Annotated in this window: 26 protein-coding genes, 2 other RNA genes and 1 other annotated feature; of the genes, 24 read left to right on the top strand and 4 right to left on the bottom strand. The window is 42.8% G+C overall.

Annotated features, from left to right (window positions below; all coding sequences use genetic code 11):
* Positions 1–117 precede the first annotated feature (117 nt).
* Both AC623_RS13865 and rpmG read left to right on the top strand, forming a co-directional pair.
* Positions 118–1,302 (top strand): GTP-binding protein, encoded by a 1,185-nt coding sequence (locus AC623_RS13865; protein WP_049663409.1) that lies wholly within the window; start codon positions 118–120, stop codon positions 1,300–1,302.
* Between the two features lie 21 nt (positions 1,303–1,323).
* Positions 1,324–1,473 carry a 50S ribosomal protein L33 gene (rpmG, locus tag AC623_RS13860; RefSeq protein WP_049663407.1) on the top strand — a complete coding sequence of 50 codons (150 nt, stop codon included), beginning with the start codon at positions 1,324–1,326 and terminating at the stop codon, positions 1,471–1,473.
* A gap of 92 nt (positions 1,474–1,565) precedes the next feature.
* Here the strand turns inward: rpmG and ssrS (AC623_RS21155) are convergent.
* A non-coding RNA gene (gene ssrS / locus AC623_RS21155) (6S RNA) lies at positions 1,566–1,751 on the bottom strand.
* Between the two features lie 121 nt (positions 1,752–1,872).
* On the opposite strand from ssrS (AC623_RS21155), the gene AC623_RS13855 reads away from it, so the two are divergent.
* From AC623_RS13855 to yajC, 8 genes are all read left to right on the top strand, one after another.
* Positions 1,873–2,094 carry a hypothetical protein gene (locus AC623_RS13855; protein ID WP_049663406.1) on the top strand — a complete coding sequence of 74 codons (222 nt, stop codon included), beginning with the start codon at positions 1,873–1,875 and terminating at the stop codon, positions 2,092–2,094.
* 137 nt (positions 2,095–2,231) lie between these two features.
* Positions 2,232–2,507 (top strand): BofC N-terminal domain-containing protein, encoded by a 276-nt coding sequence (locus tag AC623_RS13850; protein WP_049663404.1) that lies wholly within the window; start codon positions 2,232–2,234, stop codon positions 2,505–2,507.
* A gap of 114 nt (positions 2,508–2,621) precedes the next feature.
* Entirely contained in the window at positions 2,622–3,233 is a 612-nt protein-coding gene (gene ruvA / locus AC623_RS13845; RefSeq protein WP_049666642.1) for a Holliday junction branch migration protein RuvA, read from the top strand.
* Positions 3,234–3,256: 23 nt separating this feature from the next.
* Complete coding sequence (gene ruvB, locus AC623_RS13840) at positions 3,257–4,270, top strand: Holliday junction branch migration DNA helicase RuvB (protein WP_049663403.1); 1,014 nt, start codon at positions 3,257–3,259, stop codon at positions 4,268–4,270.
* On the top strand, positions 4,254–4,460 hold the full coding sequence (locus tag AC623_RS13835; protein WP_077247163.1) for a DUF2905 domain-containing protein: 207 nt from the start codon (positions 4,254–4,256) through the stop codon (positions 4,458–4,460). The genes ruvB and AC623_RS13835 overlap by 17 nt, the downstream gene beginning before the upstream one ends.
* Positions 4,461–4,479: 19 nt before the next feature.
* Positions 4,480–5,508, top strand: a complete 1,029-nt coding sequence (gene queA, locus AC623_RS13830; RefSeq protein WP_049663400.1) for a tRNA preQ1(34) S-adenosylmethionine ribosyltransferase-isomerase QueA — start codon at positions 4,480–4,482, stop codon at positions 5,506–5,508.
* A gap of 147 nt (positions 5,509–5,655) precedes the next feature.
* Positions 5,656–6,795 carry a tRNA guanosine(34) transglycosylase Tgt gene (tgt, locus tag AC623_RS13825; protein WP_049663399.1) on the top strand — a complete coding sequence of 380 codons (1,140 nt, stop codon included), beginning with the start codon at positions 5,656–5,658 and terminating at the stop codon, positions 6,793–6,795.
* 26 nt (positions 6,796–6,821) lie between these two features.
* Positions 6,822–7,088 (top strand): preprotein translocase subunit YajC, encoded by a 267-nt coding sequence (gene yajC, locus AC623_RS13820; protein ID WP_049663396.1) that lies wholly within the window; start codon positions 6,822–6,824, stop codon positions 7,086–7,088.
* 45 nt (positions 7,089–7,133) lie between these two features.
* Here yajC and AC623_RS13815 read toward each other — a convergent pair whose 3' ends face one another.
* The gene (locus tag AC623_RS13815) at positions 7,134–7,505 is read right to left on the bottom strand and encodes a TIGR04086 family membrane protein (RefSeq protein WP_231603506.1); all 372 of its coding nucleotides are present in this window, start codon (positions 7,503–7,505) and stop codon (positions 7,134–7,136) included.
* A 96-nt stretch (positions 7,506–7,601) separates the two neighbouring features.
* Here AC623_RS13815 and AC623_RS13810 point away from each other — a divergent pair, with 96 nt between their 5' ends.
* Positions 7,602–8,243, top strand: coding sequence for a DUF421 domain-containing protein (locus AC623_RS13810; RefSeq protein ID WP_049663394.1), 642 nt, complete (start codon positions 7,602–7,604; stop codon positions 8,241–8,243).
* A gap of 9 nt (positions 8,244–8,252) precedes the next feature.
* Here AC623_RS13810 and spoVB read toward each other — a convergent pair whose 3' ends face one another.
* Complete coding sequence (spoVB, locus tag AC623_RS13805; protein ID WP_049663392.1) at positions 8,253–9,791, bottom strand: stage V sporulation protein B; 1,539 nt, start codon at positions 9,789–9,791, stop codon at positions 8,253–8,255.
* A 115-nt stretch (positions 9,792–9,906) separates the two neighbouring features.
* Here spoVB and AC623_RS13800 point away from each other — a divergent pair, with 115 nt between their 5' ends.
* From AC623_RS13800 to dtd, 9 genes are all read left to right on the top strand, one after another.
* Positions 9,907–10,218: a post-transcriptional regulator gene (locus AC623_RS13800; protein WP_049663391.1), complete on the top strand. Its 312-nt coding sequence runs from the start codon at positions 9,907–9,909 to the stop codon at positions 10,216–10,218.
* A gap of 141 nt (positions 10,219–10,359) precedes the next feature.
* Positions 10,360–12,624, top strand: a complete 2,265-nt coding sequence (gene secDF / locus AC623_RS13795) for a protein translocase subunit SecDF (protein WP_049663389.1) — start codon at positions 10,360–10,362, stop codon at positions 12,622–12,624.
* On the top strand, positions 12,600–12,842 hold the full coding sequence (locus AC623_RS13790; RefSeq protein ID WP_049663388.1) for a hypothetical protein: 243 nt from the start codon (positions 12,600–12,602) through the stop codon (positions 12,840–12,842). Before secDF ends, AC623_RS13790 begins: the two co-directional genes overlap by 25 nt.
* Before the next feature lie 236 nt (positions 12,843–13,078).
* On the top strand, positions 13,079–13,987 hold the full coding sequence (locus tag AC623_RS13785; RefSeq protein WP_049663386.1) for a cation diffusion facilitator family transporter: 909 nt from the start codon (positions 13,079–13,081) through the stop codon (positions 13,985–13,987).
* Positions 13,988–14,006: 19 nt separating this feature from the next.
* Positions 14,007–14,336 carry a LapA family protein gene (locus AC623_RS13780; protein ID WP_049663384.1) on the top strand — a complete coding sequence of 110 codons (330 nt, stop codon included), beginning with the start codon at positions 14,007–14,009 and terminating at the stop codon, positions 14,334–14,336.
* Between the two features lie 208 nt (positions 14,337–14,544).
* Positions 14,545–16,911 carry a single-stranded-DNA-specific exonuclease RecJ gene (gene recJ / locus AC623_RS13775; protein WP_049663382.1) on the top strand — a complete coding sequence of 789 codons (2,367 nt, stop codon included), beginning with the start codon at positions 14,545–14,547 and terminating at the stop codon, positions 16,909–16,911.
* On the top strand, positions 16,902–17,417 hold the full coding sequence (locus AC623_RS13770; RefSeq protein ID WP_049663381.1) for an adenine phosphoribosyltransferase: 516 nt from the start codon (positions 16,902–16,904) through the stop codon (positions 17,415–17,417). The genes recJ and AC623_RS13770 overlap by 10 nt, the downstream gene beginning before the upstream one ends.
* Before the next feature lie 235 nt (positions 17,418–17,652).
* Positions 17,653–19,848, top strand: coding sequence for a RelA/SpoT family protein (locus AC623_RS13765; protein ID WP_049663379.1), 2,196 nt, complete (start codon positions 17,653–17,655; stop codon positions 19,846–19,848).
* 14 nt (positions 19,849–19,862) lie between these two features.
* Positions 19,863–20,303 (top strand): D-aminoacyl-tRNA deacylase, encoded by a 441-nt coding sequence (gene dtd / locus AC623_RS13760; RefSeq protein ID WP_049663378.1) that lies wholly within the window; start codon positions 19,863–19,865, stop codon positions 20,301–20,303.
* Between the two features lie 62 nt (positions 20,304–20,365).
* On the opposite strand, the gene AC623_RS13755 is transcribed toward dtd, so the two are convergent.
* A complete protein-coding gene (locus AC623_RS13755; RefSeq protein WP_049663376.1) occupies positions 20,366–21,706 on the bottom strand; it encodes an N-acetylmuramoyl-L-alanine amidase in 1,341 nt (446 codons plus the stop codon).
* A gap of 285 nt (positions 21,707–21,991) precedes the next feature.
* Positions 21,992–22,223: a binding site (T-box leader), on the top strand.
* Between the two features lie 68 nt (positions 22,224–22,291).
* On the opposite strand from AC623_RS13755, the gene hisS reads away from it, so the two are divergent.
* From hisS to AC623_RS13740, 4 genes are all read left to right on the top strand, one after another.
* On the top strand, positions 22,292–23,569 hold the full coding sequence (gene hisS / locus AC623_RS13750; RefSeq protein ID WP_049663375.1) for a histidine--tRNA ligase: 1,278 nt from the start codon (positions 22,292–22,294) through the stop codon (positions 23,567–23,569).
* Entirely contained in the window at positions 23,570–25,345 is a 1,776-nt protein-coding gene (aspS, locus tag AC623_RS13745) for an aspartate--tRNA ligase (protein ID WP_049663373.1), read from the top strand.
* A gap of 69 nt (positions 25,346–25,414) precedes the next feature.
* Positions 25,415–25,603, top strand: a non-coding RNA gene (gene ssrS / locus AC623_RS21150) — 6S RNA.
* A gap of 159 nt (positions 25,604–25,762) precedes the next feature.
* Positions 25,763–26,530, top strand: a complete 768-nt coding sequence (locus AC623_RS13740; RefSeq protein WP_049663371.1) for a tRNA threonylcarbamoyladenosine dehydratase — start codon at positions 25,763–25,765, stop codon at positions 26,528–26,530.
* Positions 26,531–26,576 lie beyond the last annotated feature (46 nt).

Raw genomic sequence — 26,576 nt, 5'->3', positions numbered from 1 at the left:
CGCAAGTGAAGGGGGTTGAATGTAAGCGGGAGGAAAAAGAAACATAGATAACAGAAAAAAGAATATTATTTAAATCGTAAAAATAACAATTTGTATAGAAGGGAAGGAGAAAACAAGGTGAAAAAAAGAATTCCTGTAACAGTATTAAGCGGATATTTAGGCTCAGGGAAAACGACATTATTAAATCATATTTTAAAAAACCGGGAAGAGAAAAAAGTAGCTGTTATCGTGAATGACATGAGCGAGATTAATGTCGATGCTTCGCTCATTAAGCAAGGGGGATTTTCACGGACAGAGGAAAAGCTGGTGGAAATGCAAAATGGCTGTATTTGTTGTACCCTTCGTGAAGATTTAATAAAGGAAGTAGAAAAGCTTGCGGCAGCCGGTGATATCGATTATATCGTGATTGAGTCAACAGGCATTAGCGAACCAGTGCCCGTTGCTCAGACATTTACATATGTGGATGAGGCTTTAGGGATTGATTTATCTGCTTTTTGCCGGCTTGATACGATGGTAACCGTTGTAGATGCTAATCGTTTTTGGTACGATTTTGCTTCCGGCGAGAGTCTGCTTGACCGTAAGGAAGCAGCAGATGAAACGGATACGAGAGAAGTGGTCGATTTATTGATTGATCAAATTGAGTTTGCCAATGTCATTGTGCTAAATAAAATTGACCTCGTAGAGAAAAAGGAGATTCAGGAATTAAAAGCGGCTTTGCAAAAGTTAAATCCAGAAGCCCGTATAATCTTAACAGACCATAGTCGGCTTGCTTTAGATGAAGTGCTTCATACAAATTTATTTGATTTTGAGAAAGCGAGTCAAAGCGCCGGATGGCTAAAAGAGTTAAACAATGAACATATCCCAGAAACAGAAGAGTACGGTATTTCTTCCTTTGTTTACCGAAGACAGCTCCCGTTCCATCCAGAGCGCTTTACGAGCTGGCTGGAAAATTGGCCGATAGAAGTTATAAGAGCAAAAGGTTTTATTTGGCTTGCTTCTCGGAATGATACGGTCTGTATTGTGTCACAAGCTGGACCGTCCATTGTGTTTCAAGGTGCAGGAGAATGGCTTGCTGCTTATCCGGAAGCAGAGAGGGAGCAGGTATTACAAGAAGAGCCTGAGTTATTGGAAAGATGGCATGAGGAATATGGAGACCGGATGACAGAGCTTGTGTTAATCGGGATCAGCATGGATAAAGAAGCTATTGAACAATCGCTGGATAACTGCCTATTAACAGACACAGAACAGCAAGAAGAATGGTCTGCTTTAAAGGATCCGCTGCCACCGTTTGTTACGGCTTAATTAAAAGAAGGAGGAGAAAAAATGAGAGTAGCCATTACGCTAGCTTGTACAGAAACAGGAGATAGAAACTACATTACAACCAAAAACAAACGGACGAACCCGGAGAGATTAGAGTTAAAGAAGTATTGTCCTCGGTTAAAAAAGCATACATTACATCGAGAAACAAAGTAAGCAGCGAGAAAAACTTTATAGAAGCTGTATAAATGAGACGCTGGACGCAAAAAAGCCGATTTCCTTTTGGAAATCGGCTTTGGTTATGTAATGGAAAGGCCGCAGTTGCCGTACGTTTAATGAAGTTTTAAAACCACCACTCCATAAAGTGGGTGTTTGCAGAAACTTTCCTATCGTCCTTATCGCAATAAGGCATGACATTCCAGCTTCAATTTAAAACTCCCTATTTCAGCTTAAAGGTTAAAACTTTATTAAGGTTACGCACAACGCAGCTGATATTTATAATATACACGAGGTAAATCAAAAATGCAACACCATTTTTATCCATTTTGCACACGTTTAAATTAAAAATAGTCGGGAAAATAACAAACATATACTGAGGAAAGCGAGGAGAAGACAATGAGAGTAGTCAATGTTGAGCTTCAGTATGAAGAAGACAAGATGAAAGGCGATATTACTGAAACGTTAAAAGGCTTATTAGACAAAGAAGGTATAGAAGTGATCTCTGTTGATCGAAATAAAAATACCGAACCGGAAAGCCCTTATCAAAGAGTCAAAAATAAGGAAGTAGCGTCCGACGTCAGTTCTGCCGGTGCAGGCGGAATGGTGTCACCTAATTAATTTGTAGAAGCCTATTTTAATTTGTTTGCTGATTAAAAGCGATCGTTTGAACAGCCTGTGACCGTCTATTTGGACGGTCTTTTTTGTTTGCCCTCTTTTCTTTTTGGCGAAGATGAGAGTAAAAAGGAGAGAGCGAATTGAATTGGACGATAGCTGTCGTTTTTATGATCTGCTTCATGACAAGCAGTGCATACATGTTGAAGGAGACAGAAGGGCAGAAGCTGGCAATGACTGTTCAGAATGGTCCTCATCAGGTTCGGGTAACACTTCTGGAAACAGACGGAAATGGCCAGTTAAGGAAAACGGTCTACGATGAAGTGATTTGGGCCATGGAAGACTTTTGGGCGAAGTACAAAAACTACCAGCTTGTTGATATGAGTAAGGAGGAGGTAATTTTCGAAAAAAGAAAATGAAGTGAAGGCATAAAAGATTTTTTATCAGAACAAATGTTTCTTTGATTTTTTTCGCAAATAAATCATGGTATGATACAATGAGGAGTAATGTGTAGTGTAGGGGAGAGAATGAATTTGTATGAATATATTAAGGGCAGCGTAGCGTTCGTGGGACCGGAGTACATTGTGATTGAAAATGGCGGCATTGGCTTTCAAATATTGACTCCCAATCCATTTGCTTTCTCAAAATACGAACAGCAAACTGTTACTGTGTATGTGCACCAACACGTGCGCGAAGATGTGTTGGCGCTATATGGATTTATGTCTATAGAAGAGAAACGCCTATTTGAAAAGCTGATTTCTGTTTCTGGTATTGGTCCGAAAGGGGCGCTTGCTGTGTTGGCAAGCGGAGAGCCTCACCAGGTCATATCAGCGATTGAAGAGGAAGATGAGAAGTTTTTAACCAAATTCCCGGGTGTCGGCAAGAAAACAGCCCGACAAATGATTCTCGATTTAAAAGGGAAGTTAGCAGATGTTGTACCAGAATTTTTCCCTAATTTATTTCAACCGGACGGCCTAGAGCCAACGAGAGCGGCTTCTACTGATCTAGAAGAAGCTCTGCTTGCATTAGAAGCGCTTGGCTATTCTGCTCGGGAAATTAAGCGGGTCAGCACGAAGCTGAAAACAGAACAATTAACGACAGATCAATATATTCGTAAAGGCTTACAGCTGCTGCTGAACGGATAAATGAATGAGGGAGTGATCATGCGATGGAAGAACGCATCGTTTCTGGAACGGCTGAATCGGACGAGTTGTACGAGGAACAATCACTGCGTCCTCAGACGTTAAAGCAATATATTGGCCAGGAACAAGTGAAAAGCAATCTGGCTATTTTTATTGAAGCTGCCCGCCAGCGTCAAGAAACTCTTGATCACGTGCTATTGTATGGACCTCCAGGGCTTGGTAAAACGACACTCGCTGCAGTCATTGCTAATGAAATGGGCGTACAGCTGCGGACGACTGCTGGACCAGCGATCGAACGACCAGGTGATCTGGCAGCGGTTCTGACCGCACTCGAACCAGGCGACGTTCTATTTATTGATGAAATTCATCGTCTGCCACGTTCCATTGAAGAGGTGTTGTATCCGGCGATGGAGGATTTTTGTCTCGATATTGTTATTGGTAAAGGACCGAGTGCTCGTTCTGTCCGTTTGGATCTGCCCCCGTTTACCTTAATTGGTGCAACGACGAGAGCAGGTTCTCTTTCTGCGCCGCTTCGTGATCGTTTCGGAGTTTTAAGCCGGCTGGAGTATTATAGTGAAGAGCAGCTTCGCGAAGTCGTGCTGCGGACAGCTGAAATTTTTCATACCGGCATTGATCCTGCTGGTGCTGCTGAAATTGCCCGCCGTTCACGTGGAACGCCGCGAATTGCCAATCGGCTGTTAAAACGGGTACGTGACTATGCCCAAGTACGTGGCAATGGTGTGGTTACGTTTGAGCTGGCAGAAGAAGCACTGGAACTGCTTCAAGTTGATCGAATGGGACTTGACCACATTGATCATAAGTTACTAAAAGCCATTATTGAACGGTTCCGTGGCGGTCCGGTCGGTGTAGAAACGATTGCCGCCAGCATCGGCGAAGAAGCGGGCACGATCGAAGATGTCTATGAGCCGTACTTGCTGCAAATCGGCTTTTTGCAACGAACACCGAGAGGACGGATCGTCAGCGAGTCGGTTTATCATCATTTTCACATGGAGGTTCCGGCGGATGAGCGGAATCGGTAAGACATTGATGCTCCTTGGCGTGATTATTTTCGTCTTAGGGCTTGTAATGCAGTTTGTTAAAATTGGCCGTCTGCCTGGCGACTTGTTATTTAAAAAAGGAAATACAACAGTTTATTTTCCGATCATGACATCTATTATTGTCAGTGTTGTGCTGTCGCTCATTTTTTATGTGATTGGAAAATGGAAATAAAAAGATAGGGATGAAGAAAGTGAAAGTAGAGGAATTTGACTTTAATCTACCAGAAGAATTAATTGCCCAAACACCGCTTGCTGAGCGGGCAGAGAGCCGGCTAATGGTACTCGATAAAGAAACTGGAGCTATCCAGCACGAGGTATTTAAAAATATTACTTCGTTTTTGAAACCGGGAGATTGCCTTGTATTGAACGATACGAAAGTAATGCCTGCGCGCCTGTACGGCGTAAAACCAGATACAGGAGCAAAGATTGAAGTTTTATTATTAAAGCAAGAGGATGGCGACCGGTGGGAGACGCTTGTAAAACCAGCAAAACGCATTAAAGAAGGCAGTCAGATTCTATTTGGAGATGGTCAGCTTACGGCTATCTGTGTAGGCGAAAAAGAGCATGGCGGTCGAATTTTAGAGTTTTCATATGAAGGAATTTTCTATGAAGTGCTCGACGAACTTGGAGAAATGCCGCTGCCGCCTTATATTAAAGAGCAGTTGGAAGAACGCGACCGTTATCAAACGGTTTTTGCCAAGGAACGAGGCTCAGCGGCTGCGCCAACAGCAGGACTTCATTTCACCGAAGAGTTGTTGGAAGAAATCCGCGCAATGGGCGTACATACAGCTTTTTTGACATTGCACGTAGGCCTCGGCACTTTTCGGCCGGTATCGGTTGATAAGATTGAAGAACATGAAATGCACGCTGAGTTTTATCATATATCAGAAGGAACAGCTCGCCTTATTGAGCAAGTGAAAGCAGAAGGCGGCCGTATTATCAGTGTGGGAACAACTTCAACGCGTACGTTAGAAACAGTTGCCCATAATCACGATGGGCACATTCAAGCGGCGAGTGGCTGGACGGATATTTTCATTTATCCAGGCTTCGAGTTCAAGGCGATTGACGGCATGATTACGAACTTCCATTTACCAAAGTCTACATTAATTATGCTTATTAGCGCGCTTGCCGGAAAAGAGCACGTATTGAATGCCTATAAAGAAGCAGTAGCAGAGAAATACCGTTTCTTTAGCTTTGGAGATGCGATGCTGATTAAATAAGAACTTGTTTAGCTGCAGGTGCTAGCTCGTACGGTGGTTTCGAAAGGCCTTAGGGAGTCAAAGAGCGACTCCTAGAGTCCTTTCTCCAACCGCCTATCGAGCTGGACAAGCACCTTCCGCTTTTATTGAGAAGGGAGTGGCATTGGTTTGCCAGCAATTAAATATGAATTAATCAAAACGTGTAAGCAAACTGGAGCACGCCTTGGACGTGTTCATACACCGCACGGAAGCTTTGAGACACCGATCTTTATGCCAGTAGGAACGTTAGCGACTGTTAAGACGATGTCCCCTGAAGAGTTAAAGGAAATGGGAGCTAACATCATTTTAAGCAATACGTACCATCTTTGGCTTCGCCCGGGGCATGACATCGTCAAGGAGGCAGGCGGGCTTCATAAATTTATGAATTGGGATCGATCAATTTTAACGGATTCCGGCGGTTTTCAGGTATTTTCTTTAAGCGACTTTCGTAAAATTGAAGAAGAAGGCGTTCATTTCCGTAACCACTTAAATGGGGACAAGCTATTCTTGTCACCAGAAAAGGCGATGGAAATTCAGAATGCACTTGGGTCTGATATTATGATGGCTTTTGATGAGTGCCCGCCATATCCTGCAGAATATGACTATATGAAGCGTTCGGTTGAGCGGACATCACGTTGGGCAGAGAGATGCCTCCAGGCTCATGCGCGTCCTCAGGATCAGGGGCTATTCGGCATCGTGCAAGGTGGGGAGTATGAAGAGTTACGCCGTCAAAGTGCCAACGACCTTGTTTCACTTGATTTTCCTGGATATGCGATCGGTGGTTTATCTGTTGGAGAGCCGAAGGATGTCATGAACCGCGTATTAGAATTTACGACGCCGCTTCTGCCAGCACAAAAACCACGTTATTTAATGGGTGTTGGGTCTCCAGACTCCCTAATTGACGGTGCGATCCGTGGAGTGGACATGTTCGACTGTGTGTTGCCAACGCGAATCGCTAGAAATGGTACGCTCATGACAAGCGAAGGAAGACTTGTTGTGAAAAATGCTAAATATGCACGTGACTTTGGCCCGCTCGATCCGAATTGTGATTGTTATACATGCCGAAATTATTCCCGTGCGTACATTCGTCACCTAATTCGATGCAATGAAACATTTGGAATCAGGCTTACGACTTACCATAACTTATATTTTCTGATAAAATTAATGGAACAAGTAAGAGAGGCGATTAAAGAAGACCGTTTGGGAGACTTTAGGGACGAGTTCTTCGAAGCCTATGGCTTTAACCGTCCGGATGCGAAAAACTTCTAATATCGTTCTCAGAAAGGGGTGAAATTATGCAGTCTATTATTATGCTTGTGTTGATGTTTGTTGTGTTTTATTTCTTGCTTATCCGTCCGCAGCAAAAGCGGCAAAAATCAGTAGCGCAAATGCAAAGCAGTTTGCAAAAAGGCGATAGAGTCGTGACAATCGGTGGTTTACATGGGTTTGTCGATGCAATTGAAGAAAGCACAGTTGTGATTAAATGCGGAGATGGCAGCCGTCTTACATATGACCGTTCTGCTATTCGGGAAGTGTCTGAAAAAGCAGCCGTACCTCAATAAAAAAGTAAAAAAAGCAAATTCTCCTCAATAGGAGAATTTGCTTTTTTATTTTTCCGAAGACATATTAACGCCGAGTACACCCCCCATCGTCGCCGTTATAATAAAGCAAAGATGGTAGACAAACTGTTCAAAATGAAAGACGGAATCATGGCCTAAGTACTGGTAAAGAAGCATAACGAGACTATATAAAAGACCGGTAGCGCCTCCTGAAAGCCAGCCTCTATTGCCCGATAGCTTTCCTGAGATAAATCCTCCTATAAATAGAACAAGAAATGAAGCGATGGTAATGGAGAGCTGCAAAGTTGCTTCAGTTAGTGAACTAAATCGCAAAACTAGAGAAAACACCAAGCTGCACAATGAGGCAAATACGAAAATTACGATCGTACCATACAGAATACCATAACTGAAAGGCTTCACATTAAAGTCCTCCTTACTTTCCATTGTTTGTATTTCATGATTTTTTTCATTTAAGCTCACAATAAATATAAATATGAATAACAAAAGGAGAATTCCATGGTTTATTGGACAATTATCTTTCGGGTGGTATTTCTTTATATCGTTATTTTATTTGTATTCCGGCTAATGGGCCGAAGAGAAATTGGTGAATTGAGTATTCTCGATCTCGTGGTGTTCATTATGATCGGTGAAATGGCGGTAATTGCGATAGAACAGCCGAAGGACCCATTAATGCATACACTTGTACCTATTTCTCTTCTTGCTGTGATTCAAGTCAGCCTTGCTTATGTCTCTTTAAAAAGTGTCAAGTTCAGAGAGTTTATAGATGGTAAACCGGAAATTGTGATTAAGCATGGGAAAATTGATGAAAAGGCGATGAAAAGGCACCGCTACAATTATCATGATTTGCTTCTTCAACTGCGTGATAAAGATATTCGCCATATTGATGACATAGAATATGCCATATTGGAAACGTCTGGAACGCTATCGATCCTTAAGAAACAGAACAAAGGGAAAGAAGGCACATTCACGCTGCCGCTTATACTTGACGGCGAAATTCATGATGAACATTTACAAATGCTGAATAAAACAGAGCAATGGCTAATGAAAGAGCTGCGCAAAAGAGGATACAAAGACACGAAAGATATTTCTTTTTGTTCCTTTCATGACGGCCAGTTTTTTATTGATAAAAAAGACTAAGGGACCGGTTTATTTTTTTATAAAAGGCAGCCGGGATATATCCTGCTTAGTCACGAGGCCAAATAGGACAGACAGAATAAAATAGCAAAAGGTCGTTACGGCTGCCCCAACGGTTAGATAAGTAAAAGAGCTAAGCTCATCCAACCACAGGCTATTGACAGAGCGGGCAATAATAAAAGAAGCGGCAAGGACGAGAGAAAACTTAATATATTGATGAGCGTTTACCGAAATAGAAATTTTCTTAAAAACAGTTGCTAAATGAAGCAGGGTAACGAGCAGGATGCTTGCGGCCATACCAAGTGCGGCTCCGTAAATCCCAAACTGTGGCTGCGAAGCAAAAATGAAAATAACTGCTAACTTGACAAAGGCACCGATCAGGCTGTTAATCATAGCAGCATTCGCTAAATTTAAAGCTTGTAAAACAGCCTGAAGGGGGCCCTGATAATAATAAAATAAGAAAAAGGGAGCCATTAACTCGATAAAACGAGCACCATTTGTTGAATGGTACATAAATTGCATAAGTGGTTCTGCGTATAAAAACAAAAGTAGAACCGAAATGCCGCCTGTTACAAGACAAAAGCGCAAGGCCTCCTGTACCCGATGCTCAAGCAGCTGATGCTGTTTTTTAGCGTAAGCCTCACTGACAGCCGGGACGAGAGAAGTGGATAACGCCAATGTAACGAATGAAGGTAAAAACATAACAGGAAGTGCGTAGCCGGTCAGTACGCCGTATTGCTTTGTGGCGGCAATGGCTGTTACACCAGCAATGGCGAGACTGTGAGTGACAACGATCGGTTCAAAAAACCAGGAAAGCGAGCCGATCATTCGGCTGCCTGTTGTAGGAATGGCGACTTCAAACAATTCTTTTGCTGTTTCCTTTCCGGTACGGACAGCTCTGAAAAAGCGCCGGCGCAGCAGGAAAGTTTTATTAAACCGAAACATTAATAACAAATACAGCAAGGAAATCAACTCTCCGCAAGCGGCGGCGGCCATTGCTCCGGCAGCAGCAAATTCAATTCCGTATGGCAGCATCTTTTTTGTAAATAAGGCAATCAGGCCAATTCTGACAATCTGCTCGATTACTTGGGAATAAGCAGCTGGTTTCATATTTTGCCTTCCCTGGAAGTAACCGCGCAGTACAGAGGAAACGGCGATAATCGGAATAGCTGGTGTAACGGCAATCAAAGGGTAATAGGTGCGCGGGTCAGTGAACAACACGTTTGATAGATAAGGAGCGAGCAGCAAAAGTGCCGGCGTAAACAGTAATGACAATGATAGAGTAATGGATAAAGAGACAGCCAAAATCCGTTTCATTTTTGCTACATCGCCTCTTGCTTCAGCCGCGGCGATGCTTCTAGAGATAGCTACAGGGAGCCCCATCTGTGTAAGTGTCACAACAAGAATAAATGACGGAAAGACCATCATATACAAGCCGACACCTTCTTCGCCAATCAGACGGGCAATTACAATACGGTTAACGAAGCCGAGTATCTTTGTAATGAACATAGCGGCCATTAAAACGAGTGTCCCTTTTAAAAACTTTGACATCTGTCTCCCTGCCTTCTCAAAATAGATGAATTGCTTTACAATGATATATATGCCATCTAGTCGGGCAAGCATGACAAGTTCATTGATTCTTCTAAATAAAAAGGGGATGGAAAGAATGGCGGAAATACACCCATATGACAAGTATTTTCAATACCTGCTGCCGGCACTAAAGAGCAAGGTGGAAGAGTTTCGGCTGTTAAATTACGGGACCATTGATATTCCTTCTTTATGGAAGTACTTAACAGTGAAAAAGTGGCGGAAGCCGGCAGAAGACGTGCACGTATACGAACTAGTTGCTGATATTCTATCCATCATGCCGGGAGACTATATGAATTATGCAACGATCGAAGCATATCGTTCGCCGAACTGGTTCGAAGAAGTGAACGAAGAAGAGCTGCGGGAATTGCTCGGAACGAAAAAAAATTGAGCAAAATTGACAGTCGTTATATTCTGCTTCATAATAGTTTTGTTAAGGAATTCTGGTATCCTTCTACCAGAATTTTTTTAATCAATCAGCCATCATTTTTTTGTTTTTAGAGATGAATTGAATTAAGGAGGAAGTTGTGCAATGGTAAAACGCAGCCGGATCGTAGCCTTTTTTCTTATTGTACTGTTGCTTGCAAGTGCAATCGGGCTTACGACGAAGGATATTGTCAACAATATAAAACTCGGTCTTGACCTTCAAGGCGGATTTGAAGTGCTCTATGAAGTAAAGCCGGCGAAACCAGGCCAAAAGATTACACAAGAAGTCGTGAAAAACACAGCAGATGCACTTGATAAACGGGTGAATGCTCTCGGTGTAAGTGAACCGAGTATTCAAATTGAAGAAGGCAACCGTATTCGTGTTCAGCTTGCTGGTGTAGAAGATCAAACTGAAGCACGAAAAATGCTTTCCACGCAAGCAAATTTATCCTTCCGTGATGCGAACGATAAACTCATGATGGACGGAAGTGACCTTGCAGAAGGCGGAGCGAAGCAGTCATTCACGCAGCAGGGAGCGCCTAACGTTGCACTAAAGCTGAAAAGCAGCAAGAAATTCAAAGACGTGACAGAGCATGTTCTGAATATGGCGCCGAACAACCAGCTCGTCATTTGGCTCGATTTTGAAGAAGGAAAAGATTCCTTCCAAAAAGAAATTCAACAGAAAACTCCTAAGTTCTTATCCGCTCCAAATGTTAGTCAAGTATTTAATACGGATGAAGTGACAATCGAAGGGAATTTTACAGTTGAGGAAGCCCAGAACCTTGCGTCTTTATTAAATGCAGGGGCATTGCCGGTGAAATTAAATGAAGTATATTCGACTTCTGTCGGAGCTCAATTTGGGGAAAAAGCATTGAATGACATGATCCTCGCTGGAATTATTGGGATCGCCCTTATCTTCTTGTTCATGATTGTTTATTACCGTCTGCCGGGATTCGTTGCCGTCATTACTCTTTCAGTCTACGTTTATCTAATCTTATTAGTTTTTGACTGGATGAATGTTGTCCTAACGTTGCCAGGCATTGCTGCTTTAATTCTTGGGGTTGGGATGGCAGTTGATGCCAATATCATTACGTATGAACGGATTAGGGAAGAAATCAAAGTAGGCCGCTCGATCAGGGCCGCTTTTAAAGAAGGAAATAAAAGCTCCTTCCTAACCATTCTTGATGCCAACTTAACGACTATTTTAGCAGGGGCCGTTCTATTTTACTTCGGAACAAGCTCTGTTAAAGGATTTGCGACAACACTCATTGTCAGCATCCTTGTGAGCTTCATTACGGCTATATGGGGTTCCCGCCTGATGCTCAGTTTGTTTGTCCAAAGCAACTGGTTAAAGGACAAGCCAGGCTGGTTTGGTGTTCACAAAAAAGATATTAAAAACATTAATGAGAACTATGACACGATCGATTTACCGACCCGCTTTGACAAGCTTGACTTTGTTAAGCATCATAATAAATTTTTCGCTTTTTCAGCCATTACCATTATTGCAGGTATGATTGTCCTGGCGCTATTCCGTTTAAACCTCGGAATTGACTTTTCAAGCGGAACACGCATGGAGATTATGTCTAACAAGCCGTTGACTGCGGAAGTTGTGAAGGATGAATTAAAAGAAGTTGGTCTGTCTACTGACGATATCGTTCTTTCGGGAGAAAAGAAAAACATAGGGGTTGCCCGTTTTAAAGAGTCCTTCTCTCAAGATAAAGTAGCAGAGGTAAAAGCACACTTCTCTAAAAAGTATGGCAGTGAGCCGAATATCAGTACAGTTTCACCGGTTATTGGAAAAGAGCTCGCGAAAAACGCGATTATCGCTCTTGTTATTGCTTCCGTTGGGATCATTTTGTACGTGACGATTCGTTTTGAAATTTACATGGCACTCGGAGCAATTATTTCCTTGATATACGATGCCTTTTTCATCGTAGCTGTATTCAGTCTGACACGTCTTGAAGTAGACATTACCTTTATCGCTGCTGTTCTAACGATCATCGGTTATTCCATTAACGACACGATTGTTACCTTTGACCGGATGCGTGAAAACATGGCGAAGAGACGCAAAATTAAAACAGAGAAGGAACTTGAAGACATTGTCAATGTCAGCTTGCGCCAAACGTTTACGCGCTCTGTCAATACTGTATTGACGGTTGTCATCGCTGTTGTTGCCTTGCTTGTATTCGGAAGTGAATCAATCCGTAACTTCTCGATTGCCCTTCTCATCGGTTTGCTTTCAGGCGTGTATTCTTCCCTCTTTATTGCCGCCCAGCTATGGTTGATCTGGAAGAAAAAAGAGTTGAAGAAAAAAGGATCCATCATCACCTACAAAGAGAAAAAACAATGGAGCGACGAACCACAAGTATAAAGAAAAGCGGAGCCGACTGTTCTGCCCCGACAAGCATAAGACGAAATGGCGAAGTGGCGTTCTTCAGCCACACAGCCAGAGCGGCTTATAACCTCGAGGAGCAAGGAGGCGCAGCTGGACAGGAAGAAAAGCGGAGGGTGCTTGTTCAGCGGTGTATGGACTGGACGGCTCCGCATGAGATAAAGGAAACACGAAGAGCGGAAGCGATTCGATGTTGACTTATCGCAAGAAGGAGCAGGAAGTCCACTAGCCGCTAAGCACCCGCAGCTGGACAAAGAAAAGCGGAAACGGCCGCACGTTCCATTTGATTTCAAGTTAAAAGCCTTTTGGCGTTTACTACAACGTAAACGCCAAAAGGCTTTTTTTTGATTTCAATGAACGATATCGGTACTTTTTCATGAATCTTCAACGGATTGTTCATAATAACGGTAGAGAAAATGGAGGAGGCCGTCAGATGGAGAAAGAAGAAAGATTTAAGAAAGCAGAGTTTGCAGCCATGGTTGGGATTGTGGGGAACATTTTTTTAGCGATTCTGAAAGGAATAGGCGGAATGATTGGGAACAGCCGGGCGCTCCTTGCAGATGCTGCCCATTCAGCTTCTGATGTAGCTGGTTCACTAGCTGTGTGGATTGGACTCCGGGCTGCCAAGCGCCCTCCAGATGAAGACCACCCGTATGGACACGGCAAGGCGGAATCTATTTCGGCGATTATCGTAGCCGTTTTGCTCGTTCTTGTTGGTTTTGAAATTGGCATTTCGTCGGTAAGAGCTTTTTTTCAGGCAATCGAACCTCCAAAAGCGATTGCCGTTTACGCTGTTCTTTTTTCTATTATTGTCAAAGAAGCGATGTTTCAATATAAGTACCGTTTGGGAAAAAGGATAAAGAGTAATGCTTTAATTGCCAACGCTTATGAGCATCGCTCGGATGTGTATTCGTCTATCGCTGCACTCATTGGGATTTGGGCAGCCATGTTGGGTGGAAAACTGGGAATAGATTGGCTTATATACGCCGATCCGGTCGCCGGTCTTCTCGTTTCGCTGCTCGTGTTAAAGATCGCCTGGACAGTTGGCAAAGAATCGATTCACAATACGTTAGATCACGTTCTGCATGAAGAAGACACAGGAATCTTTAAAGAAGCTATTTTATCTGTTCCTGCTGTAAGAAAGATTAATTCCTTGTATGCCCGTGATCAAGGACACTATGTGATTGTAGATTTAAAGATAGCAGTAGATCCTTTCATGACGGTGGAAGAAGGACATCGAGTCGGAAAGCAAGTGAAGAAGAAGCTGCTTGCCCTTCCTGATGTTCAAGATGCCTTCATTCACATTAACCCAGACCAACCGGATACAGAAGAAAAGAAATAGCTGAAAAGGAGGGGCCTGCATGAAAACACAATCGACCTTGCTGCTCGTTATTTTATTCGCTCTGATCGTGGCCGTGTTTGCCATTGTTAACGTTAGTCCTGTAAGGGTAAACTATATATTTGGGCAAGCGGAGTGGCCGCTCGTTCTCGTCATTATTGTTTCAGTCCTAATGGGAGGCGTTATTACTTGGCTCGTCAGCCTGTTTCGTACAATCGGCTTGAAACGGCAAAATAACGTGCTTATTCATCAAATTGAAAAATTAAAAGAAGAATTGCACGCTTTGAAACTAGAGAGACGGGAAAATCATAGCGTAGACCAAGTGAAACGGATGGCTCCTGACGGAAAGTAAGCGGCATCAATAGTGCTAAAAGCGGCAATGGTATTCAACCTTTCAAACGGCCTGAAATGAAGATTTCAGGCCGTTTTTTTCTGCCATCATACCGGTAAACGTCTTCATGAATAGAGTGAAGGAGTTTCTTCTTTTTAAACGAAAATAAACGCCTACATTGAATCCCAATTTTTACTCCTGTATAATAGTAAGGCTGAGGGGTGACAGTATGTTAAAATCAAAAACCCGCTGGATCGTCCGAAATACAGACGAGAGAGTGCGGGATCAATTGGCAGAACAATTGGATATCAGCCCGCTGTTGGCCTCTTTGTTGATCAATAGAGGAATAACGGAGACGGATGCAGCGCGGAATTTTTTATATGATAAAGGAAATGAATTTCACGATCCGTTTTTGTTCAACGGAATGAAAGAAGCGAGCGATCGAATTCATCAGGCAATTGAACAGGAAGAGCCTATTTTAATTTTTGGAGATTACGATGCAGATGGCGTCAGCAGCACGTCTGTCATGATGACGGTGTTAACAGATTTAGGAGCGAAGGTAGACTTTTATATTCCTAATCGCTTTACGGAAGGATACGGACCAAATGAGCCAGCTTTTCGTTTGGCGAAGGAACAGGGGTATCAGCTCATCATCACTGTGGATACAGGAATTGCGGCAGTGAAGGAAGCGGCTGTGGCCGCTGAGCTTGGCATGGATTTAATTATTACGGACCATCATGAGCCGGGTCCGGAGCTTCCGCAGGCATTAGCGATTATTCATCCAAAGCTTCCGGGAGGGAACTATCCATTTCCTTATTTAGCGGGTGTTGGGGTGGCCTTTAAGGTGGCTCATGCGCTATACGGATATTTGCCAGAGCATTTGCTTGATTTAGCGGCGATTGGAACAATTGCCGATCTTGTTCCTTTAACAGGGGAAAACCGAACGATCGCTAAAGCGGGCATTAAAAAGCTGCGGCAAACCTTGCGTCCAGGCATTGAGGCACTTTTACAGTTAACTTCTACAAAGCCAGCCGCAGTAGATGAAGAAACTGTAGGCTTTATGATTGCTCCCCGTATTAATGCGGCAGGCCGTCTCGCTGATGCAGCTCCGGCAGTTGATTTAATGCTGACAAAAGATCGTGCGGAGGCCAATGAACTAGCTCAAGAAATTGATGCGATGAACAAAGAGCGTCAAATGATTGTTTCAGAGATTGCTAAGGAAGCAATTGAGATGGTAGAAACACATTATCCACCTGAAGCATATCCTGTTATCGTTGTCGGCAAAGAAAATTGGAATGCGGGTGTGATTGGCATTGTGGCTTCTAAGTTAGTAGAGACGTTTTACCGTCCGGCTATCGTGCTTAGCTTTGATCCGGAAACAAATAAGGCAAAGGGATCAGCGAGAAGTATTGCAGGCTTTGATTTATTTAAGAATTTATCAAAATGCCGAGAATTGCTCCCTCACTTCGGAGGCCATCCGATGGCAGCCGGGATGACATTAGAGTTGTCCGATGTCGATGAATTGAGAGAGCGGCTTTGTTCATTAGCGAAAGAACAGCTATCTGCTGAAGATTTTATCCCTGTTACCGAACTTGATGCGGTAGTACCGTTAGATCAAGTGAGCCTGTCTGTGATTGAAGAGTTAAATATGCTGGCACCTTACGGAATGAGAAATCCGAAACCACAAGTACTGATTGAGAAAGCGGATTTTTCCACGATTCGTAAGATTGGTTCTGATAAAACGCATTTAAAGCTTCAATTGGAAAGCACTGGAGGATCACTTGACAGCATTGGCTTTGGTCTTGGACACTATGCCGATCATATTGCGCCATTGTCAAAAGTATCAGCTATTGGCGAGCTGTCTGTTAATGAATGGAACAATATTCGGAAGCCTCAATTGTTTTTGAAGGATCTTCGGGTCGATCATTGGCAGTTATTTGACGTGAGGGGACATCGGCAGTTTGAACGCTGGATCAGTGAAGTGCCAAAAGAGCGCTTGTTCATTACTTTTAAAGAAGAGACAGCAGCTGAATTAAATTTGGGAAAATTTGATGCGGAAACGGTATATATCAGCGGAAAAGAAGAAGCAGCACACATGTCGATCAATGGGAAAAATATTGTGTTAGTCGATTTCCCATTGGAGGAAGAAACAGTGAAAGCGTTGCTGCAAACAGGCTGTCCAGAACGTATTTATGCTCATTTTTATCAAAAGGACAGTCATTTTTTCAGCACGATGCCGACGAGAGAACACTTTAAATGGTTTTATGCTTTCTTGTTAAAAAGAAAAAGCTTCGACTTAAAAAAGCACGGTGATCAACTTGCTCACCATCGCGGCTGGTCGCGGGAAACGATTGATTTTATGTCACAAGTGTTTTTTGAACTTGACTTTGTTACAATAAATGAAGGAGTCATTTATTTGAATGGTCAAGCTCCTAAGCGGGATTTGAATGAATCCCCATCTTATCAAAATAAGAAAATGCAACTTGAACTGGAGAATCAGCTGCTCTATTCTTCATGCCAACAATTAAAGTCTTGGCTGGATAAGCATGTGAATGCCCCTGTTAATAATGAGGAGGAAGTTGAATCATGGATTTAAAACCGTATATTAAAATTGTACCGGATTGGCCAAAGCCGGGCATTAAATTTAAAGATATTACGCCGCTAATGGACAATGGCGAAGCTTTCCGCTATGCGACAGATCAAATTGTCGAATATGCTAAAGAAAGAAAAATTGATTTAATCGTCGGTCCTGAAGCCCGTGGCTTTATTGTCGGCTGTCCGGTCGCTTATGCGCTTGGCGTTGGCTTTGCTCCTGTACGTAAAGAAGGAAAGCTTCCACGCGAAACAGTGAAAGTAACCTATGGAAAAGAGTACGGAGACGACGTCTTGACAATTCATAAAGATGCGGTGAAGCCAGGACAGCGTGTATTAATTACAGATGATCTGCTTGCTACAGGCGGTACGATCGAAGCGACCATCAAGCTCGTAGAACAACTGGGCGGGGTTGTAGCCGGTATTGCGTTCTTAGTGGAGCTTTCTTACCTAGATGGCCGCAGCAAATTAGATGGCTATGACGTGTTAACACTAATTCCTTACGAATAAAATAAAAAATAGGCACTGTTGACAGTGCCTGTTTTTTTATACTTGCTTTGTTAAAAGAGGATTCATTTAACAAAATTCTGAAAATAAATTGAATATTTTCGACATTCTTCTTCATTTTCTTTAGAAAATGAGCAAGATATCTTTACATCTGCTCACTTTTTTTCGATAATAAGAACTATTAGAATCTTTTAGAAGGAACAAAAATATTTAATAGATGGCAAAGGTGAGTAAATATATGGCAAAAGATCGAGTGTTGACTGCCGACGAAGTGATTGAGAAGGTGAGAGGCTATTTAAACGAAGAGCACGTCAAGCTCGTAGAAAAAGCCTATCAATATGCTAAGGAAGCGCATAAAGACCAGTATCGCAAATCAGGGGAGCCTTACATTATTCACCCAATTCAAGTTGCAGGGATACTGGCTGATTTAAAAATGGATCCGGCCACTGTAGCAGCCGGTTTTTTACATGATGTCGTGGAAGATACGGATATCACACTAGCAGATATGGAAGAAGCCTTTGGAAAAGAAGTCGCCATGCTCGTAGATGGTGTGACGAAGCTTGGAAAAATTAAATATAAATCCAAAGAGGAACAGCAGGCAGAAAATCATCGAAAAATGTTCGTAGCGATGGCACAGGATATCCGTGTTATTTTAATTAAATTGGCAGACCGTTTACACAATATGCGGACATTAAAGCATTTGCCTCATGAAAAACAGCGGCGCATCGCAAACGAAACACTGGAAATTTTCGCGCCGCTTGCTCACCGTTTAGGTATTTCAAAGATTAAATGGGAATTAGAAGATATTGCTCTTCGTTATTTAAATCCACAGCAATATTATCGAATTGTCAATTTAATGAAGCGCAAGCGTGCAGAGCGTGAGCAATACCTGGATGAAGTCATCCATGATGTAAAAACACGCCTTGATGAAATTTCCATTAAAGCGGACCTGTCTGGAAGGCCAAAGCATATTTACAGCATCTATCGTAAAATGGCTCTTCAGCACAAACAATTCAACGAAATTTATGATTTGCTGGCTGTTCGGGTAATTGTGGACAGCATTAAGGATTGTTATGCGGTACTCGGCATTATCCATACATGCTGGAAGCCAATGCCGGGTCGATTTAAGGATTATATCGCTATGCCGAAAACGAATATGTATCAATCGCTCCATACGACAGTAATCGGTCCAAAAGGGGACCCGCTCGAAGTGCAAATTCGTACGAAGGACATGCACAACATCGCTGAATACGGGGTAGCAGCTCATTGGGCATACAAAGAAGGAAAAACAGTTGATGACAAAGGTTCTTTTGATAAGAAATTGTCCTGGTTCCGCGAGATTATGGAGTATCAAAACGATTCTGCGGACGCAGAAGAGTTTATGGAATCATTGAAGATTGATTTCTTCTCTGACATGGTCTTTATTTTCACTCCAAAAGGAGATGTACTTGAACTTCCAAAAGGATCAGTGCCTCTTGATTTTGCCTACCGAATTCATTCAGAAATCGGCAATAAAACAATTGGTGCCAAAGTAAATGGAAAAATGGTTACACTTGATTATAAGCTTCAAACAGGGGACATCGTTGAAATCTTAACGTCCAAGCATTCATATGGTCCAAGCAAAGACTGGTTGAAAATGGCCCAGACCTCTCAGGCTAAAAATAAAATCAAACAATTTTTCAAGAAGCAAAATCGTGAAGAAAATGTGATTAAAGGCCGCGAACAAGTCGAAAGAGAAATTAAAAATATGGACTTTGATGTAAAGGAAGTCATCACGCCTGAAAACGTGAAGCGTGTCGCTGAGAAGTTTAATTTTGCTAATGAAGAGGATATGTATGCAGCTGTTGGATACAATGGCATCACAGCTTTGCAGGTCGTCAATCGTCTAACTGAAAAGCTGCGGAAAATGAGAGATCAAGAAGCCATTATAGAAGAATCTTTAAAAGATTTAAAACCGGCTTCTTCGCCATCGCACTCCAAGAAAAATTCGGGTGTGACTGTAAAAGGCATTGATAACTTGCTTATTCGTCTATCTCGCTGCTGTAATCCCGTGCCTGGAGACGAAATCGTCGGCTACATTACGAAAGGACGCGGAGTATCTGTCCACCGTGCCGATTGTCCGAATGTAAATGATGAAGAATCAACAGACCGTCTGATCGAGGTAGAGTGGGAGAGCGGTGCAGCTGATCAAAAAGAATACACAGTGGAAATTGAAATTTCTGGTTATGATCGTCAAGGCCTGTTGAATGAAGTCTTGCAGGCTGTCAGTGAAACGAAAACAAATATATCTACCGTTTCCGGAAGATCGGATCGCAATAAAGTAGCAAAAATTGACATGGCCATCTATATTCACAATATAAGTCATTTGCACAAAGTAGTGGAACGTATTAAGCAAATTCCTGACATTTACTCCGTGCACAGAATTTTAAATTAAGGGTGTTTTAGAGAATGAGAGTTGTTTTACAAAGAAGCAAAGAGGCTTCTGTCACTGTAGAAGGAAGAATAGTAGGCCAAATTGACAGCGGCCTTGTTCTTCTCGTCGGTGTTACTCACGAGGACGGGGAAGCAGAAGCCGCTTATTTAGCCGAGAAAATTGTCCATTTGCGAATCTTTGAAGATGAAGAGGGAAAGATGAACCACTCACTGCTTGACGTTGGAGGTTCTATTTTATCTGTTTCCCAATTTACCTTATATGGTGATTGCCGCAAAGGACGCCGCCCTAACTTTATGGGTGCAGCTAAAGGAGAACAGGCCGAGAAAGTATACGACCGGTTTAATGAATTGCTGAGAGAAAAAGGCATCCATGTGGAAACCGGCGAATTTGGTGCGATGATGGATGTCGCTCTAATCAATGACGGACCCGTCACTTTTATATTAGAAAGTAACTAAATGGCGATTAATTCAGCCACACAAAACAAGCAGCCTAATAATCATTAGGCTGCTTGTTTTGTTTAATCGTTAAAATAAGAACTTAATCCGTTATAGACTCCGTTCGTAATCAATTCCTGATAAGGATTCGTCACAACGGCTGTTGCTTCCTGTGGATTGCTTAAGTAGCCTAGCTCCAGCAGGATAGCGGGCTGGCTATTCTCACGAAGAACATAATAATCACCGCGGCGGACACCACGATTTTTCATAGGCAGCGACTGTTCAAGCTTATCATTTACATTTTTAGCGAGTTGTTTATGATTATTATGGTAATAATACGTAGTAAACCCGTTTGCGCCAACTTGATGAGTGCTATCGTAGTGAAGACTAATGAATGCGTCTGCATGGTGATATCTGGCTATAGCAACCCGTGAAGGAAGCGAGACGTATTGATCGTCGGAACGAGTCAAGATGACGTTTGCCCCAGCTTGACGCAGTTTATTGTATAGGCGATCAGCCGTTTTTAATGTGATAAACTTCTCAAACGTTCCTTGCATACCAGTCGTACCAGCATCAACGCCGCCATGTCCTGGATCTAAAATAATTGTTTTTCCTCGCAGCCCTGGAGTATGATTAGCAGTCGGCTCCGATGAAGAGCTTTCAGACCCAGCTTCTCCGTTGACGGACACGACCCAGCTGGCTACAAAAGCCTGTTGGCCGCTTGAAAGACTGATTTTATACCAATCACCGACTCGGGCATGAATAGGATAACGCTCTCCTTGTGACCCCCGTGCTACAATAGAAGAGGATGTACTGGCATCAGAACGAAGGTTTGTCCCATCATATAAAATAACGGCAAAGCCATCCGCAGCCGCTTCATTTTTGCTAGCTGCTTGCTCTTGATCGTTTGATGCTACTCGGACAAATTGCCGGCTGACCCAAGCAGCTTGTCCTTTGTACCGAATATGTACCCAGTCATTTTGCACTTTCTCAACAGGTACCTGATCGCCAATATGCAATTTGCCAATCACATCGGCCGACAGAGAAGGTTCATTGCGAACGTTTAAGTCATCAGCCAAGACCGTTGCGGATCTGTTTGTTGAGATGCTTTTCACTTGTCCTTGCTCATCCCTTTGGAAGGAAGCCCTGGCTTTTTTGACAATATAACCAGCCACCCATCCTTTAGTTCCGTTTGCAAGCTGAATTTGGTACCAGTCGTATTTTTCCTTTAATACTGTATACTGCTTGCCTCGCTCAGCTTGTCCAACTAAGCTCGCAGACATGCTCGGTTCGCTGCGGACATTTGCTTTGTTTACGGCAATTTCTATCGTGTGATGAGTTCCTTCCGCAGAAACCATAACAGTTGGTAAAAGGCTCAACAGCAAAGCAAAAGCCACTATTAAACTAAGTATCTTTCTTTCCATAATCCACCGCCTTCAAAATAAATAAATTCACGTCCTATTTTAGCATCTCTTTCACGAATTGGTGTTTCTTTCCCTCATTTTTCTGAAATTGAGAAAAAGGTCCGCCTTTTTAGGAAAGGGCAGACAAAAAGCCGAATATATGCGGAAAGTTGTGAAAAAGAAACTTGAATGCGCTGGTAAAGTTTTTTATAATAGGAACATTGATAGTATACCGAAAAGCGGAAGCGGCTTGTTCAGCGCGATAGCGAATTGAAACTCCGCTTTCCCTTTGTTAACAATTAAATGACAAGACCTATGATGGAGAAAAGTAATTAAGGATCGCACGTTCAGAGAGGAAAGGCCTTGGCTGAGAGCCGTTCCCGTCAGCACCATAATGAATGAACACTCCGGAGGTTTTCCTTTGAAAGAAGCGATGCTTTTAGTAGGAGGAAACGCGAGCAGGCGTTAGCTGAAAAGTGAAAACGGAAAATCCGTTTTAACTAGGGTGGTACCACGGGAAAAAACTCTCGTCCCTTATTTCAGGGATGAAGAGTTTTTTTTATTTGGAAAAAAACACCTGAAATTAGAATTGAAGGAGGAATAATCATGAGTGTCAACATTCCACGCGGTACGCAGGATATTTTACCTGGAACAGTAGAGAAGTGGCAGCACCTTGAGAAAATTGCTACTGACATTTGCCGAAATTATCAGTACAAAGAAATACGGACGCCTATTTTTGAGCATACTGAATTGTTTCAACGTGGTGTAGGGGATACGACGGATATTGTTCAAAAGGAAATGTACACATTTACGGATCGCGGCGGCCGTAGTTTAACTCTTCGCCCGGAAGGAACAGCGGCAGTCGTCCGTTCATTTGTAGAAAATAAAATGTTCGGTGATCCTAATCAGCCAGTGAAGCTGTACTACAAGGGACCGATGTTCCGTTATGAACGCCCGCAATCAGGACGTTACCGCCAGTTCGTGCAATTTGGCGTCGAAGCGATCGGCAGTGAAGATCCGGCAATTGATGCGGAAGTCATAGCGCTTGTCATGGACATTTATCGCACGGCAGGTTTGCGGGAAATTCAGCTTGTTGTGAATTCACTAGGTGACACAGAAAGCCGTGTCGCTCATAGAGAAGCACTTATCCAGCATTTTCAGCCACGGATTGGCGAGTTTTGTGAAGACTGCCAAAGCCGCTTGGAGAAAAATCCAATGCGTATTTTGGATTGTAAGAAAGACCGTGATCACGAATTAATGAAATCGGCTCCGTCTATTCTCGATTACTTAAACGAGTATTCCCGTACATATTTTGAAAAAGTGCAGCAGTATTTATCAGCACTTGACATTGAGTTTGTAGTGGATCCAACGCTCGTTCGCGGACTTGATTACTATAATCACACTGCCTTTGAAATTATGAGCCGGGCAGAGGGATTTGGGGCGATTACGACGTTGTGCGGCGGTGGTCGCTATAACGGACTCGTTAGCCAAATGGGCGGTCCGGATGTACCGGGCATCGGCTTTGCTTTTAGTATGGAAAGGTTTCTTGCCGCGATGGAAGCGGAAGGCATTGAATGGGAAGAAACGAATCGTCTTGATTGTTACATTGCCTCTCTTGGTGATGAAGCAAGAGATTGCACAGTAAAACTCGTTCATGATCTGCGAAAAGCGGGAATGAAAGCTGAGCGTGATTACCAGAACCGGAAAATGAAAGCACAATTTAAAGCAGCAGACCGCCTGCAAGCAAAATTTGTGGCTATCCTTGGTGAGGATGAGCTAAAAGAAAATAAAATTACGTTAAAAGATATGGAAACAGGTGAGCAGCAAGAAGTTATGCTTGAACACTTCGTTGATACATTACAGAAGAAGATGGAGGAAAAATAAATGTTTGGCAGATCGTATGAATGCGGAAAGATTTCAGAGCAGCAAATTGGAGAACAAGTAACATTAAAAGGCTGGGTGCAGCGTCGTAGAGATTTAGGTGGAGTGATCTTTATCGATCTTCGCGACCGTACAGGCATTGTACAAATTGTATTTGATTCTGAAACGTCTGCGGAAGCACTGGCAATAGCGGAAAAAATCCGGAATGAATATGTATTAGATATTCAAGGAACAGTTATTGCTCGTGATGAGAGCACAGTGAATGAAAACATTGAGACTGGAAAAATTGAAATTCAAGTAAACGAAGTGACGATTTTAAGCGAGGCAAAGACGCCTCCGTTTCCGATTGAAGATACAGCAGAAGTATCAGAGGATATTCGCTTAAAATATCGCTACATGGATTTACGCCGTCCAGTTATGTATGAAACATTTAAAATGCGCAGTGATATTACTAAAACCGTTCGTGACTACCTCGATGAAGAAGGATTCCTTGATGTTGAAACACCGATTTTAACGAAGAGTACACCAGAGGGAGCGCGCGATTATTTAGTGCCGAGCCGTGTGCATGGCGGAGAATTCTATGCACTGCCGCAATCGCCGCAAATTTTTAAACAGTTGTTAATGGTATCTGGCTTTGATCGTTATTATCAAATTGCCCGCTGTTTCCGTGATGAAGATTTACGTGCAGACCGTCAGCCGGAATTTACACAAATCGATATTGAAGCAAGCTTTATGAGCCAGGAAGATATTATGGCTATGGCAGAGGAAATGCTGAAGCGTGTTATGAAACGCGTAAAGGGCGTTGAAATAACTGATGCATTCCCACGCATAACGTATGATGAAGCGATGAGCCGTTTCGGTTCTGACAAACCAGATACTCGCTTTGGTATGGAATTAGTGGATGTATCAGAGCAAGTAAAGGGTTCAGGCTTTAAAGTATTCGCTGGTGCTGTTGAGAGCGGCGGACAAGTGAAGCTGATCAATGTAGAGAATGGCGGCACGACCTACTCCCGTAAAGATATCGATGCCTTGACCGAATTTGCTGCTATCTATGGAGCAAAAGGGCTTGCTTGGATGAAAGTAGAAGCAGACGGCTTGAAAGGCCCAATCGCTAAATTCTTCTCTGAAGAAGAGCAAAACGGCCTGATTGCTTCTGCTGAAGCAGAAGCAGGAGACTTACTGTTATTCGTAGCAGATAAAAAATCAGTCGTGGCGGATGCGCTTGGAGCACTTCGTCTGAAGCTTGGAAAAGATCTTGGGTTAATCGATGAAAATAAATTCAACTTCCTTTGGGTAACAGATTGGCCGCTTCTTGAATATGATGAAGATGCAAAACGCTATTTTGCTGCTCACCATCCATTTACAATGCCAGTTCGTGACGACCTGCCGCTTCTAAATGATGAGCCAGAAAAAGTACGGGCGCAAGCTTATGATATCGTGTTAAATGGATATGAACTCGGTGGCGGTTCTATTCGGATTTTCGAGCGTGATATTCAAGAAAAAATGTTTGAAGTGCTAGGCTTTACACCAGAAGAAGCAAAAGAACAATTTGGCTTCTTGCTTGATGCGTTTGAATATGGAACACCTCCACATGGCGGGATTGCGCTCGGACTCGACCGGATGGTTATGCTGCTGTCAGGCCGTACAAACCTGCGCGATACGATTGCCTTCCCGAAAACAGCAAGTGCAAGCGATCTACTAATGGATGCTCCAAGTGAAGTAAGCTCCGGTCAGCTGGAGGAATTGCATTTAGCTATTCGTCAAACAGCGAAAAAGTGAATTTTAAATATTTAGACAATTGAAAGTTGAAAACGATATTTGCGTATGTTATGATAGTTTCAACGAAGGGAAGTCCTGATGTGTCCGTTTATTTTCACTATCTGTTTTGACCGAACAATGTATGTTACGGGAGCTCGGGTTTGTAAATGGCGTACACGCCTCCCTTGCGAGGACTTACAAAGTTTACTGCAGAGCACCCACCTGCCTAGAGCGGGTTCAAAACATATAGATTCATAGGACGGCACGATCGGGATTTCCCCTCTATATCTAATATCATTTACAGTCTCTTGTCACAAGAGACTGTTTTTTTATTGGAGAAAATGGGGAAAACATTGAATGAACGATTATTTTCAAGTAAGATTAATCCTATCTGAAAAGATAACAATATATTATTAATGTTATGGAGTGATCCTATTCATGCTGCATCAATTTTCAAGAAATGAACTTGCCTTTGGACAAGAAGGGCTCGATATTTTAAAAAATAGTACAGTGGCCATCCTCGGTATTGGCGGTGTTGGCTCATTTTCCGTTGAAGCGCTCGCTCGTTCAGGTGTGGGACGGCTTGTGCTTGTAGATAAAGATACGATTGACATTACGAATGTTAATCGCCAGCTGCCTGCTTTACTGTCAACCGTTGGACAGCCAAAAGCAGAGGTAATGAAGCAGCGCATTGCGGATATTAACCCGGAGTGTGAAGTGATTACACTAAATATGTTTTACACAGAAGAAACATACGAAGACTTTTTTCAATATGATTTGGATTTTGTAGTGGATGCCTCTGATACGATTTCCTATAAAATACATTTAATGAAAGAGTGTCTGAAGCGCAATATCCCGATTATTTCCAGCATGGGAGCAGCTAATAAAATGGACCCAACCCGTTTTCAAATTACGGATATTTCGAAGACTCACACAGACCCTATTGCGAAAGTGATTCGCACCCGCTTACGAAAAGAAGGCATTCGCAAAGGCATCCCAGTCGTATTTTCCGATGAAAGCCCCATTGTTATTCGCGAGGATGTACGTAAAGTGGTTGGCAACGATCAAGCAGAAATTCGTAAAGCGAAAATGCCGCCATCTTCCAATGCTTTTGTTCCGTCTGTTTGCGGATTAATTATGGCGAGCTATGTCGTGAGAGAATTATTAAAGGACATTAAAATCACCCGGGTAAAAGACGAAAAGTGAGTATAAACCTTTCCCGCTTGGAAACGTTATAATTAGAGGTGATCAA

This window comes from Bacillus sp. FJAT-27231, assembly GCF_001183975.1.
Taxonomy (GTDB): Bacteria; Bacillota; Bacilli; order Bacillales; family Domibacillaceae; genus Pseudobacillus; species Pseudobacillus wudalianchiensis.
The sequence above is the reverse complement of the archived record's forward strand: the minus strand, read 5'-3'. Positions and strand labels throughout refer to the sequence as shown.